General features: G+C 60.3%; 7 protein-coding genes. 5 read left to right on the top strand and 2 right to left on the bottom strand.

Annotation, left to right across the window (positions count from 1 at the left end; translation table 11 throughout):
* Positions 1-73 precede the first annotated feature (73 nt).
* Genes A477_RS0108175 through A477_RS0108160 form a run of 4 tightly spaced genes read left to right on the top strand, consistent with a single transcriptional unit; the run spans position 74 to position 8,440 of the window.
* Positions 74-718, top strand: coding sequence for a flagella basal body P-ring formation protein FlgA (locus tag A477_RS0108175; protein ID WP_017198527.1), 645 nt, complete (start codon positions 74-76; stop codon positions 716-718).
* The gene (locus tag A477_RS0108170; RefSeq protein WP_017198526.1) at positions 715-2,025 is read left to right on the top strand and encodes a CpaE/TadZ family protein; all 1,311 of its coding nucleotides are present in this window, start codon (positions 715-717) and stop codon (positions 2,023-2,025) included. Before A477_RS0108175 ends, A477_RS0108170 begins: the two co-directional genes overlap by 4 nt.
* Before the next feature lie 57 nt (positions 2,026-2,082).
* The gene (locus A477_RS0108165) at positions 2,083-6,939 is read left to right on the top strand and encodes an NAD-glutamate dehydrogenase (RefSeq protein ID WP_017198525.1); all 4,857 of its coding nucleotides are present in this window, start codon (positions 2,083-2,085) and stop codon (positions 6,937-6,939) included.
* 31 nt (positions 6,940-6,970) lie between these two features.
* On the top strand, positions 6,971-8,440 hold the full coding sequence (locus A477_RS0108160) for a sensor histidine kinase (protein ID WP_017198524.1): 1,470 nt from the start codon (positions 6,971-6,973) through the stop codon (positions 8,438-8,440).
* A gap of 89 nt (positions 8,441-8,529) precedes the next feature.
* Here A477_RS0108160 and A477_RS22960 read toward each other — a convergent pair whose 3' ends face one another.
* Positions 8,530-8,778 carry a WhiB family transcriptional regulator gene (locus A477_RS22960; RefSeq protein ID WP_015937605.1) on the bottom strand — a complete coding sequence of 83 codons (249 nt, stop codon included), beginning with the start codon at positions 8,776-8,778 and terminating at the stop codon, positions 8,530-8,532.
* A gap of 238 nt (positions 8,779-9,016) precedes the next feature.
* Here A477_RS22960 and A477_RS0108150 point away from each other — a divergent pair, with 238 nt between their 5' ends.
* A complete protein-coding gene (locus tag A477_RS0108150; RefSeq protein ID WP_017198523.1) occupies positions 9,017-9,517 on the top strand; it encodes a hypothetical protein in 501 nt (166 codons plus the stop codon).
* 49 nt (positions 9,518-9,566) lie between these two features.
* Here the strand turns inward: A477_RS0108150 and A477_RS0108145 are convergent, their stop codons facing one another.
* A complete protein-coding gene (locus A477_RS0108145; RefSeq protein WP_237715754.1) occupies positions 9,567-13,676 on the bottom strand; it encodes a type VII secretion EssC family protein in 4,110 nt (1,369 codons plus the stop codon).
* Positions 13,677-13,880 lie beyond the last annotated feature (204 nt).

Genomic DNA, 13,880 nt, shown 5'->3' with positions numbered 1-13,880 from the left:
TGGAAGGCGCCGGTAAGAATGAGGAGGCAGGTGCCGTCGGCCATGCCGTAACTCAAAGCGGGGGATGAGGAAAATGGGTCAGAGTGTGGGCATTGCGGCTCCGAGGCTGCAGAAGCCATCGTGGAGGGATCCCCGGCTGCTCATTGGCGTATTGCTGGTTCTGGGATCTGTAGCCGGCGTCATTGCGTTGCTTGGTTCCGCTGACAGGACTACGCAGGTGTACTCGGCCCGGGAAGACATAGCGGTGGGTCAGGTGGTCGCGGAGGCGGACTTATCCATTGTCAAAGTCCGCTTGGATGAGGTCGAGCAAAGCTATGTCACAGTCGAACACGGCTTCGCTGAGGGCAAGGTTGCGCTGCAGAGGGTGGCAAAGAATCAGCTGGTCCCGCAGGCAAGCCTGGGGGACGCCGATGCCGTAGACCGTAAACCGGTGGCCATTGCCATGGAGGAAGAGCTGCCCTCTCAAGCCGTTCCAGGCGCCAGGGTTGATGTGTGGATTGCAATGCCCGGTTCAAACGGTGCGTTTGAGGAACCGCGGCTGCTCCTGCCAAGTGCGGAAATCGCCGAAGTGACCAGCGGCTCTTCTACGTTGGGTACTGCGAAAACAACCGTGGTGATGGTGCTGGTCACTGATGAGCAAATGCCAAAATTGCTGGGTGCCCAAGCAAACAAGGCCAAGGTGTCTGTTGTTTGGAATCCTGCGGGCGTGGTCCGGTGAGCATTCCTGTCGTTACCGTTGGTTCCGCACAGGAAGCTGTAGTCGGCGGGTTGGAACGCCTGCACGGTCCGGTAACAGTGGTGCGCCGTTGTTCAGAGCTTGCTGAACTGATTGCTGCTTGCCAAAGCGGTCTTGCAGTTGCGGCTGTGGTTGCGGAAGGTTGCGAGGAACTCACCACCACGCTGGTTGATCGCCTCGGAGCAGTCGGCGTCTCCATCGTTGCCCTGACGGATGATCCCGCCGAGGCCAAACGCCTGCACTCCATCGGAGCCGTTCCAGCCTCGACCGGCATTGATGCCGCAGACCTCGCAGCCAAAATTTCGGAGGCTGTGGGTCGCGAAGGTCCACGGAGCCAGCCTTTGCCTGGCAGGGACGCAGGTTTCGCAGATCCTGGAGCGGGTGCGCTTTTGGAGCCTGCAGCGGAATACGTCGACGACATGCCGGAGGGGGCAGGTCAGATAACTGCCGTATGGGGACCGGTTGGCGCACCTGGCAGGACTCTTCTTGCGGTCAACATCGCGGCGGAGCTGGCCGCGGCCGGCGAGTCAGTCATCCTCGTGGATGCTGATAGTTATGGGGCCAGTGTGTCGGCGGTTCTTGGGCTGCTGGACGAGTCTGCGGGTCTGGCCCAGGCCTGCAGGCTGGCGGACCAGGGCTTGCTCGATATTGAGGCACTCAAGTCGGCGGCCATATCTGTTTACACGAAAGCCGGGACTTTTCGGGTTCTCACGGGAACTACCAGGGCGGACCGGTGGACGGAATTGAGGGCGGGAGCGATCTCGATGGTCCTCGAAAGGGCCAGGCAAGTGGCGGACCATGTGGTGGTGGATACGGGTTTTTGCCTTGAAGCCGATGAAGAGCTCAGTTTTGACACCATGGCTCCGCGGCGGAACGCCGCCACGCTTCGCAGTTTGGAAATGGCTGATGTTGTGTTCGCGGTAGGGGCAGCGGATGCCATTGGAGTGCCGCGACTGGTTAGGGGACTGGCGGAGCTTGAGTCCGTGGTTCCGGAAGTATCTCCCCGTGTCGTATTGAACAAGGTGAAGCGTTCGGCGGTGGGCCATTCGCCCAGACAGCAACTGGGTGACGCCTGGGACCGCTATGGTCCGGGAGTGGGTGTGGACGCCTACCTTCCGGCAGACTCCGTGGCGTGTGATGCAGCTTTGCTGGCAGGTGCAGTCCTCCTGGAAGTAGCGCCTGACTCGCCGCTGCGGATGGCCATTGCCGGGTTGGTCTGTGCACCCGTCCAGCGAAATCGTAATTCGTTTGGTCGATCTATCAGAGCTTTGCACCTCCATAAGCGCTAGGCTCGCCATGTGGGCTGCAGAGTCGCAGCAATGAACATGTGATGGAGGCGTTTGTAGATGTCGTCAGGATCCAGCGTGGAGGATCGGTCCGATGCAGCAGTTGTCCGTGAAGGTTTCTTCGGTGACTACTATGAACACCTCGCAGAGGAAGATTCACGTGCGTATTCACCCGAACTGTTGATTGCGCGGGCAACAAAGCACAGGAACGTTGCCCAGTCCAGACGGCCCGGAAATGCCGTCGTCCAGATCGCCGTCGAACCTGAGCGAAACGTTGTGTATATCGTCACGGACGATATGCCCTTCCTTGTCGACTCTGTCAATGCAGAACTCGTTCGCCAAAACTGCGCGATCCGTTTGGTGATGCACCCATTGTTCGTGGTCACCCGTGACCGGGTGTCCGGTGAGCTGAGCAGAATTTCCAGGGTCCCATCCAACGTTGGCATTTCCAGCGGCGACACCGCCGCGCTCCCCAGCGTGGCCCACCTTTTGGGCGATGGCGATAACGCCTCGCATATGGAGTCATGGATCGCTGTTGAAATTGACCGTGTAAGTGATGATGCGCGGGAAGAGTTGATCGCCGGGCTGCAACGCGTTCTTGGCGACGTTAGGGCGGCTGTGGAGGACTGGCCCAAGATGCGCAGCAAAGCTCTCGAGCTGGCCGAGGCGTTGGGCGGCATCACGCATCCGGAGCAAGTCGCTGAACTCCGCCAGGCACAAGACCTTTTACGATGGCTGGACAACGGAAACTTCACTTTCCTGGGTTACCGCGAATACGACCTCGTTGACGAGAACGGCGAGGACGTTCTTCAACTCCGTGAAGACAGTGGCCTCGGTCTCCTGCGCGCCGGCGACACCACGCGTCAAGTCCAGCACCTCACGGATGCCGGCCGTAAGCGCGCCAGGGAGAAGCGTGCCTTGGTGATTACCAAGGCGAACTCGCGCTCCACTGTGCATCGGCCCGCCTACCTTGATTACATCGGCGTCAAGAGTTTCGATGCGTTGGGAAATGTTAACGGTGAGCGGCGGTTCATTGGCCTGTTCGCTACTAGTGCTTACACCGGATCGGTTCGCAACATCCCGATTGTTCGGGACAAGGTGGATGCTGTCCTCCGTAACGCCGGGTTCCCCATTGACTCCCACTCGGGGAAGGATCTTTTGGGAATCCTTGAAACGTATCCGCGCGACGAACTGTTCCAGATCGAGATACCTGATCTTGCCGCCACTGCCACCGGCATCCAGCGACTCCAGGAGCGACGCCGGACCAAGCTGTTCCTGCGCCCGGACATCTACGGACGGTTCATGTCCGCCGTGGTCTACCTGCCGCGTGACCGGTACACCACCAGTGTCAGACTCCGGATCGAGCAGGAACTCCGCGAAACGTTCCACGCGGAAAGCATTGACTACGAGGCCCGGATCACTGAATCCGCATTGGCTCGTGTTTTCTTCAGGATCAGGTTGCCCCGCACGGCTGAGCTGGCGGAAGTTGACGTGAAAGAACTGGAACAACGGCTGATGCGTGCGTCCCGGTCTTGGAGCGAAGGTATCGCAGAGGTGCTCCGTGAGCACCGGTCTGCCGAGGACGCCGATGTTCTGTCCGCGCTGTGGGCTGAGGCATTTCCCGCGGGGTACCGGGTGGACTACGAAGTGGAAGACGCTCTTGAGGATATTGAGCGCTTCGAGAAATACGGTGCGGAGGCAGAGCGGGCAGGACGGGTTACCAAGCAAATCAAGCCAGGTGTCCATGTGTACCTTCCCGAAGGTGCCGGTGAGGCGTTGGAGGAGGATGCCCGAGTCAAGCTCTACCTGATGGAGCCCAAGAGCCTTAGCCAAATCCTTCCCTACTTCCACAACCTCGGCCTTGAGGTCTTGGATGAACGCCCCTTCGAGATCGAAACCTCGGATCATCGCGATTTTTTCCTTTACGACCTCGGACTCAAGTACCCGGCAGGCGTCGACCCCCTGGCTACGGGCGACTTGCTGGGCGCCTCCTTCGGCGCAGCCATCACGGGCGCTGTCGAATCAGACAACTTTGACCGGCTGGTTCTCCGTGAAGGCATCCATTGGCGTCAAGTGGTGGTACTCCGTGCCTACGCCAAGTACATGCGGCAAATGGGCAACACCAACTCCTTCGGATTCATTGCTGATACCCTCCTGGGTAATCCCGATGTTGCACGTGGACTCAATGAGCTCTTCTCTGCGCGCTTCGACCCCACCGTTCCGGAAGGACAGCGGCCCGAACGCCAAGCCGCAGCGCGGGCAGCGCTCGCTGAGTCGATCGAGCAGGTGGCTACGTTGGATGCCGATCGCGTTCTGCGAACCTTCGTGAACCTTATTGAGTCGACTCTGCGGACTAATTACTACCAGAACAAGGAATACGTCAGCTTCAAGCTGGACCCCACGTCCATTGAGGGTCTTCCTTTCCCACGCCCAATGTTCGAGATCTGGGTTTACTCGCCGAGCGTTGAAGGCGTGCACTTGCGCTTCGGGAAGGTAGCCCGCGGTGGCCTTCGCTGGTCTGACCGCCGGGAGGACTTCCGGACTGAAATTCTGGGCTTGGTAAAAGCACAGACCGTCAAGAATGCGGTCATTGTCCCAACGGGCGCCAAGGGAGGTTTCTTTGCCAAGAAGCTCCCCAACCCGGCCGTAGACCGGGCTGCTTGGATGGCTGAAGGAATCGAGAGCTACAAGACTTTCATCCGAGGCCTTCTGGACATCACGGACAACCTCGTTACTTCAGCAGACGGCGAAAGGCTGGTGCCGCCGTCGGACGTTGTTCGGCACGACGATGACGACTCCTACCTTGTAGTGGCAGCGGACAAGGGCACCGCTACGTTCTCCGACACCGCCAACGGGCTTGCGGCCGAATACGGCTTCTGGCTCGGTGACGCGTTTGCCTCGGGCGGGTCGGTCGGTTATGACCACAAAGCCATGGGCATCACTGCCCGCGGAGCCTGGGAATCAGTCAAGCGGCACTTCAGTGAGCTCGACCTTGACACCCAGACTGAGGAATTTACGGTGGTTGGCGTTGGCGACATGTCCGGTGACGTCTTCGGCAACGGTATGCTTCTTTCCCGGCATATCCGGCTACTGGCCGCGTTCGACCACCGCCACATCTTCCTTGATCCCTCGCCTGATGCTGCTGCATCGTTTGCCGAGCGGCAGAGGCTGTTCGAACTCCCCCGATCCTCGTGGGACGACTATGACCGGACCCTTATCAGCGAAGGTGGCGGTGTCTATCCACGCCAGGCAAAGACCATCCCGGTCTCGGACCAAGTACGCAAGGCGTTGGGCCTGCCGGATGGGACAACGCAGCTAAGCCCGCCGGAACTTCTTCGCGCGATTTTGCTGGCCCCGGCAGATCTTCTCTACAACGGCGGTATTGGCACGTACGTCAAGGCTAGTACTGAAACGCATGCTGCCGTGGGGGACAAAGCCAACGACGCCATCCGTGTGGACGGTAGGGATCTGCGGGTCAAGGTAGTGGGCGAAGGTGGAAACCTGGGATTGACGCAGCGGGGACGTATCGAGGCCGCCTTGCAGGGCGTCATTCTGAATACGGACGCAATCGATAACTCCGCCGGTGTTGACTGCTCCGACCATGAGGTCAACATCAAGATCTTTGTGGATCGGATGGTAGCGGCCGGCAAGCTTGACTCCGCCGAACGAGCCAGCTTCCTCGCCGACATGACCGATGAAGTGGGACGGCTTGTCCTCCAGGACAATATCGACCAGAATATTCTGCTCCTCAACGACCGGACCCGCGTCGCGGACTGGAGCCCAAGTTACGAGCGCCTCATGGACTGGCTGGAGAAGTCTGCGGACCTCAAGCGCGATCTTGAAGCACTCCCGACCACAGAGACCCTGCGGTCGAGGTTGGAACAGGGCCAAGGACTCACGTCTCCCGAGTTGGCGGTCCTGGCTGCATACGCAAAGATCGAGCTGGCTGGGGCGTTGCGGGACAGCAACCTCGCCGACGATCCGTGGTTTGCGGACACGATCCGTGAATACTTCCCGAAGCAACTGCGGGAGAAGTTCGACGCGGAGTTGGACACCCACCCGCTGCGGCGCGAGATTATCGCCACCGTGGTTGCCAATGACATCATCAATCTTGGGGGCATTACCTTCGCCTTCCGGGCCATTGAAGAAACGTCGGCCAATGAGGTGGCCGTTGCCAAGGCATTTGTGGCGTTGCGTGAAATCTACGACCTCGATCCCATGGTTGCCGAGCTGAATGCGCTTCCGGCATCCTTCCCGACCGAACACTGGAGCGAAGTCCATTTGGACATCCGCCGGTTGCTCGACCGGGCAGTGCGCTGGGTGCTGGGCCAGGGGATGGGGTCACAGCCCATATCGGAGGTTGTTGAATCCTTTAAGCCTATGTTGGCCCCGCTGAGGGCCAAGCTTCTGGACTACCTTCGGGGTGAGGACAAGATCCGCATTTCCGCCTGGTTGGACAAGGCCCGTACTTGGGGACTGCCGGAGCATCTTGCGCACAGGTGGGCTGAGCTGTTCGAGAGCTATGCTCTCTTGGACATCGCGCGGATTGCCCAAACCGGAAAAGAGGGTGTCGAGGACGTTGCACGCGTCTACTACACCGTATTCAACCGCTTCCACGTGGATTCGCTGCTGGAACGAATCAGTTCCTTGCCCCGCGATGACCGCTGGCAGGCTTTGGCTCGCGCAGCTCTCCGTGATGACTTGTACTCCACGGTGGCAGATATGACGACGTCGGTCCTTGAGTCCACGGAGTCCGGAGCCTTGGCTGAAGATCGCCTGAAGGCATGGGAAGGGCAGAATGCCGAACAGTTGGGACGTGCCAAGACGATGTTTGATGAGGTCAACGCGCTCGAAGCCGACGACATGGCTTCACTGTCTGTAGCATTAAGGCTCTTGAGGTCAATCGTTCGACGCTAGGGCCTGTCCCGGCGTCGTAAATGGAGGTGCAGTGGCAATCTTTACAGACCCCATCAGGGAACACGCTGATTTCGGGCCTGGAGATGCCGAATGGCTGCACCTCCTCGTCGGTGACTGGCAGATGGTGGCTGACTTGGCTTTCGCGGACCTTGCTTTGTGGTTCCCGCATCCGGAGTTCGGCTACATTGCCCTCGCCCACGTCCGTCCGTCGACATCGCACACGGTGTTCCACGCGGACTTCGTGGGGGAGGGCATCCGCTCGGACCTGCGCCCGATTGTGGATAAGGCGTGGAACAGCCGCTCGATCGAGCGATCAAGTGAAACAAGCTGGAGCAGCGAGATGGCACTCCGTGTTGAGGCTGTCCCCATGGTGCGTAACGGCAGAACACTCGCTGTCGTTACCTCTCACATGGACTTGTCCAGTTCGCGTATGCCATCCAGGCTGGAACTCACGTATCGGCAGTGTGCCTACGATCTCTTGCGGATGGGAACCCTGGGCCTGTGGCCCGACTTCGCATCTCCGACGGGCTCCCGTCGGGGAGCCCCGCGCGTCGGCGACGGGCTCATCAGACTCGACGCGGAGGGCATTGTGCAGTATGCAAGTCCCAATGGTGTGTCTGCCTTTCGTCGACTGGGGGAGGTGGAGTCACTGGAGGGGCGTTCGTTGGCGGAGGTGACTGCCGGCCTTCTGAAGGACCGGCGGATGGTGGACGAGACATTGCCTTTGGTTGTGACTGGGCGGATGCCGTGGCGCAGCGAGATTGAGTCCAGGGGTGTCAGTCTTTCACTTCGCGCCATTCCACTGCGCGATGAGCAGCAGCGTTTCGGTGCCCTTGTCCTCTGCCGTGACGTTTCGGAACTGCGCCGCCGGGAAATGGAACTTGTTACCAAGGACGCCACCATCCGGGAGATCCATCACCGGGTAAAGAACAATCTTCAAACTGTCGCAGCTCTTCTGCGAATGCAATCGCGGCGCATGGTCAGCGACGAAGCCAAGCAGGGTCTGGAACAGGCGATGCGGCGCGTGGCCACGATTGCGCTCGTCCACGAGACCCTTTCCCAGGGCCTGACTCAGAGTGTCGACTTTGATGAACTGATTGGACGGCAATTCAGGTTGTCAGCTGAAGTGGCCTCACCGTCCCAGCAAGTGCGAACAGAACGCTCAGGTATGTTCGGCGAGTTGCCAAGCGATTTTGCCACGCCACTGGCCTTGGTGATCAACGAACTTGTCACCAACGCTGTTGAGCATGGACTCGAGGGACGCACTGGTACGGTGTGGTTGCTGGCCGATCGGGCAGATGGCGACGGCAACGACGAATTCCTGACGGTGACCATAGCCGACGATGGCGTGGGCCTGCCTGATGGCCAATACACAGAGGGATTGGGCCTGCAAATTGTTCGTACACTCGTGACCAGCGAGCTCGGCGGCTCCATTCAGTGGAGCCCACGCGAAGGCGGCGGGACCGCTGTCGAGATCGTCCTCAACCTCGCCCGGGCGTAGCTCCCAAAGCCAGGAGCCCTGAATCTCAAGAGCAGCACTTAACGAAGAAGGCCGCGGACCAAGGGTCCGCGGCCTTCGCTGTCCTTGGGCTAGGAAGCGCGGCGTGCGCGTGCAGCGCGACGCTTAAGTGCCCGTCGTTCGTCTTCACTCATGCCGCCCCAAACACCTGCGTCTTGTCCGGACTCCAACGCCCACTGAAGGCAGGTGTCGACAACGGGGCAGCGGCGGCAGACGCTTTTGGCTTCCTCGATTTGAAGAAGTGCTGGTCCCGTGTTGCCTACTGGGAAGAAGAGCTCCGGGTCCTTTTCGAGGCAGGCTGCGCGATTACGCCAATCCATGCTGATCAGTCACTCCATTCGTGAGAACTAGAAGGGCCTTTTGTGAAAACATTCACGAGAGGCTCCAAAGGAAAGGGGCCCGCATGGGCCCCCTTGGTCGTCTGAGTCAAGCGTTTCATGTTAACGCCTTGTAAACAAGGGGTGTTAGTGGTCGAAATGCCCGGAATCCGTGAGCGATGCATCACATCAGCCGCCAGTGCCCTCACTGCTAGATGACTATGTCCGGTAGTGTGCCAGTGTGTCAAGACCTCCCGTAAACCCTGCCCAACCCGCGTCCGGCCCGGACGGAAGCGATGATCATGATGCGTCGGCGGGCCTCGCAGCAAACAGACCTGGGGCTGGTCGCCGTCCTCTGGGAATCGTCATCATCTCAGTGGTTGTAGCGCTTGAAGCCCTCGCCCTCCTCGGCGCAGCTGCATGGTATGCATTCGAACTGTTGACCGGTGCTCCAGTGCTGACCTTTTGGGGGGCAATCTTCACTCTTGGGCTGCTGCTTGCCTTCTCTGCCTGGCTATTTGCCGTAGGCCACTTCTTGTTCCGCGGCTATAGGTGGACGCGTGCCGCAGCCCTGGTGGCCCAATTGTTTGTTCTCACCATCGGTTTTCCCACCTTGTCCGGGGGACTGGTGTTGCAGGGATTGGCGATGCTGATTCCGGCGTTCGCTGCGATTGTTTTCCTTTTCCAGAAGGACGTCGTGGCTTTTGCTTCACGTACCGGGGGAGCAGCCGGGGCCCTCTAAGTTACCGGGCTCCAGACGCACAGCAGTGTTAACAGAGACTGGCACCCGCTCAGTGCCCATTGGCATGCGGTGGAAAGCTCGTGGTGAGTACGCCCTGAAAGGGCGTCACATCCGCACCACTGATGAGAAAGCCGCGTCCCGGGCGCCCGGTTCGATCGGAATCCAGCCTCACGCCGAGCAGTTCGCCGTCGTGGGGTGTTCCGGGCGCTAGTACCAAACCCATGCAGGACGCCTGTGCTTCTTTTGCCAGCGGCAGATGATGCAGCAACGCTGGTCTCGTTGTCGCTGTCAGGATGACGCCCCGGACTTTACCCACCAAGCCTTCCAAGGCGCGGCGTCCCGGGGGATCAAGCAAATCGGCGTCGTCCACCAGCAGAATGCTGTTGGAGGCAAGGGTCTTCGCAGCGGCCTGGGATGCCATTAGAGCCCAGAACGGGCTTGCAGTTGCTGTATCCGGCGGGTACACCCACGAGACCAAAGGATTCAGGGCGCAAAGCGATGCCAGAAGTGAGGTCTTTCCGGAGCGAGGACTACCGAGGATAACGCTGACCCCATGTTCCCGCAGCGGCATGGCTACCGGGAGCGCTTCGTCCCCTCCGACGCCGATCCACAGTGGACCCAGTGAGCCGCTTCCCGCGGTGCAGGCTCCCGTTCCATTGCCGGGCGCCGGCCCTGAACCTGATCCCGATGGCTGTCCGAGTCCCGGGGACGCTTCTACGAGGTCGCGGAATTCCTCACCTCCAAGGAGCTCTGGGAGGGGCCGCACCCGGAACGGCGGTTCAGATGGAAGGAGATCACCGAATGGCCAGCGTCCATTCTCCGGAGCCGCACGAAACTGAGCCACGGTTGCGTGTTCGCCGGCAAGGTTTCCCATGACGGCGGCGCGCCCGGGGAGGGATTCCATCTCCGGGAGGCGTGGCCAGTGGAACCGCGACTCTTCAGTAGATCCCGAAGGAAAGTAAGCGCGATTCTGTATCGAGGCAAAAAACCGTGAGCTGACGAGCTCCCGCTCGCCTGAGATCAAAACGGTCACGCCTACGGAGCAACCGTCCCTGACGATGTCCTGCAGAATTGCTTCTGCATAACCAAATGGTCCACTCCGGAGCGCGGTGGCCCACGAGCACCACCCGGCCACGATTAAGGCCAGAGGTGAATTGGCCGTCCCGATTTCGCCGGCACTTCGTCGACACTCCATTTCCGCAGCGAGGAGCTTGAGGATCCGCACTGCGAGGTCCAGCTGGTGGAGGCCCACTTGGGCGCCGATTCGACCTCCCTCGATGACATGGCCAAGGACGCCCCTTGCGTCCAGGATATAAAGGTGCGGTTGGGGCTCCTGGGTGGCGAGCATCGCGGACGCAGCCCTGAAGCAGTCCCGTATACCACTTGATTCGCTGCCGATCATTGCCAGATGGCCGTCTTTGGATGGTGACCACAGTAGCGGTTCCACAACTTGATGCGTCGGCCTGTCGACCATCGCCAAAGGTCCCACCGCCCACTGTCCTTCCGTCGCGGACACGGAGCCATCCACTCCAAGAAGCTCATCACGCCAAAGGATCGTTGAGGGCAGCGGTGGGGCTACCGGACGTCGGGGGAGGGGTTTGCAGAGGTGCTGCCATGCCTCGCGGGCTGTTGAAACCACCCATTCAGCGCCTGCATCCGAGGGGGAATTCTGTTCGGTGGATGTATCGGCTGCGCCAGAGGGGAGCTCCAATGCCTGCAAAGCTGACTGTACGGCCGGCAAGGAATTGTCACGCCAGACGCCAGCCACCGTCATGGTCGGGGAAACCGATAGGGACGCTGTCTGGAATTCTTCGGGGCTGCATGAAGCTTTGGCGAGATACGCCCGTCCCGGAGCTTCCACGCTTATGGAGGCAGCAGCCTTCGAATTGATGATGTCCATGGACTCCGCCTCAGACTGCACGCGCAGGGCAATGCTCGATGTGACGTTCGCCCGGATGTCGGCGGACAAGGCTCCTTGGGGCCGCTGGGTAGCCATAATCAAATGAATACCCAGGGAACGCCCGATGGTGGCGACACGCATGAGCTCGCGGAGAGCGCCCGGGGCTTCGTCAACCAGCATGCGAAACTCATCAATCACCAACACCAGATACGGGATGTTCGGATCACTTGCCAACGCCAGTCGCCGATATTCGGCGAGATCTGACACGCTGGCCGCCGCGAACAGCTCTTCGCGGTGCCGTATCTCCCCGCGCAGGGAAACGAGAGCACGGTCCAAATGATGCTTGCTGAGGTCCGTCAGCAGGCCGACGCAGTGAGGTAGGCCCGCTAGCGGACGCAAGCCGGATCCGCCCTTGAAATCGAAAAACAAGAATGTCGTGCGATCGGGTGAGTCAGTCAGCGCAAGGGAAGCCACAAGGGTCCGAAGAAGTTCGGACTTGCCGGAACCAGTGGTTCCGGCCACCAGCAGATGCGGACCGTCGAGCTTGAAGTCGAAGGTCAACTGCCCGCGGTGGCCATTTCCCAAGACGGCGGTGAGGCCGTCTTGCTTGGATGCCTCTGCCCAGCGACGGAGCACTCGGCGCTGCCCGTAAGGAAGCAAGGAAGCGAGCGAACATTCCTCCGGAATCGGGTTGCTCATTCCAGGTCCTTCACCGAAGGCTGTACCCCGGACCCTCCGGCAGAACCTATCGAAAACTTCGGCTGGCACTAGATCCGGGATAAAGTGCCGGCGCTCGCCGCCTGTCTCCAGATAGCCTGTTGTTCCGGATGGCGATATTTCGATGACGACCCCGGGGAGTTCGGACTGTACGGAGCACCTGATGACCCGCCACGCGGCGGTTTGAGCAGTCTTCAAGAGGCGGGACACGAATTCTTGATCGTTGGCTGGATCATCGAGCATGATGACCATCCCAGTCAGCTTGCCGTTCGCGCGCTGAAGCGCTGCGAGGACGGTGGCCAAGGTGCTGGTGAGGGTGACCCGGGGTAGGAACCTGGCGCTCAAGGGCAATCTTCCCTGCCGGCCAAAAATAATGACGGGCGTTTCCGCCGAGCAGGAAAAACTGGCTAGTTGCATCAACACGAAGCGAAGCAACGCCTCCGTGTGATCCGGATGCCCGCGGAGTGTCACCACGGCATGTTTGGGATCCAAAGTCAGTGCCGCGCGGCCTATGGACGGCGGCCGGAACTGGGGATCGTCGGGAACAAGGCGCATGTTTGCTGACGCCTGCGTGGTGCCGAGCCGGAGCCACACATCGTAGCCCTGACTGCTGATCCCGGTCGTCCCGTTGATCCCTGCCGGCGACATCGCAGCTGTGGCGACAACGGCGTGGTCCGCGGCGGGCTCCGTGGTCAGCTGTCCTCCCTTGGAAGCGCGGTCAGCTGCCACAATCAGCTCTGCAGCTGAAGGCGAGCACTGTCGGCGTCGTTCAATGTCTTGTTGCACCGCGCGCGCAACGGCCAGCTTGCGTTCCCGGCGGCCCTTTTGCCCAGCGATCAGGGGGACAAGAAGGCTGATGGCCGAGATGGCTGTAAATCCCAAGTACATCCAGATTCCTGTGGCCACAGCCAGACCGATACCGGCAATTAATGGCAGCCCGGCAGCCAAGGCCATTGTCAGCCGGTTTCCGGCGCGGCTGGCATGAGGTACTTCCAGTGGTACCTCGACCGAACGACCCGCATCAACTGAAATCTCCGGACGGGGAGCACTGTCCGTGACGACGGTGAAGGTGGAGTTCCCACATTGCACCATTGATGACGACGTGATGAATTTTCGACGAACGGGCTGACCATCCACGAAAACCTGATTCGATCCCTCGACGGCCCTCAACATCAGCGCCGTGCTGGAAACCTCCAAGAAAGCCTGTTCCCTCGACATCCCAGGATCCGGCAATGAAATATCGACCGAACCCCTGCCGACGCAGTACTTGCCCCGTTGAATCCGGAAGGCGGAGCCTGCACCGGGTCCTGAATGGGCCAGCAACATGAGGGGCATGGACGTGTTCTTCGTGTCCCGATGCGGCGGAGCGCCGTCCACTATGACTGCGCCTGAAACGAGCGGCGGTATTCCCACCGTGAGAGTAGCCAAGAACCGTCCAGCCACCGAGAGGACGCCAGTTCCCCGCGTTTCACTGAGAAGTTGCTGTACGTCGGCGCCGGACGTGCCTTCCGGGACGGCGATGGTGAGTTCTTCCGGGCCCATTGTCGCAGCGGATCCGGGGGCGCAGACCAATGTGCACTCCAGGGCCATGGCTCTTCCTCTGCATTCCGGCGGGTACTGAACTTCGGGCTGACACGAATCACGCTACGGCCCTCCGAATTGAATCGCTGCGACCGTGTTGCCATATGTGGATAACTCTTCCCAAGGCTCACGCAGACACCGCCTTGACACCGGGGCATGGTGTCT

The sequence above is a fragment of the Arthrobacter sp. M2012083 genome, assembly GCF_000281065.1.
Lineage (GTDB): Bacteria > Actinomycetota > Actinomycetes > Actinomycetales > Micrococcaceae > Arthrobacter.
Note: the sequence above shows the minus strand (reverse complement) of the source record. Positions and strands in the feature narration are given on the sequence as shown.

What these genes read in the sequence shown, in the direction of transcription:
- A477_RS0108165 (WP_017198525.1), top strand. Translation starts at nt 2,083, where the DNA reads ATGTCGTCAGGATCCAGCGTGGAGGATCGGTCCGATGCAGCAGTTGTC.
- A477_RS0108145 (WP_237715754.1), bottom strand. Translation starts at nt 13,676, where the DNA reads ATGGGCCCGGAAGAACTCACCATCGCCGTCCCGGAAGGCACGTCCGGC.
- A477_RS0108175 (WP_017198527.1), top strand. Translation starts at nt 74, where the DNA reads ATGGGTCAGAGTGTGGGCATTGCGGCTCCGAGGCTGCAGAAGCCATCG.
- A477_RS22960 (WP_015937605.1), bottom strand. Translation starts at nt 8,778, where the DNA reads ATGGATTGGCGTAATCGCGCAGCCTGCCTCGAAAAGGACCCGGAGCTC.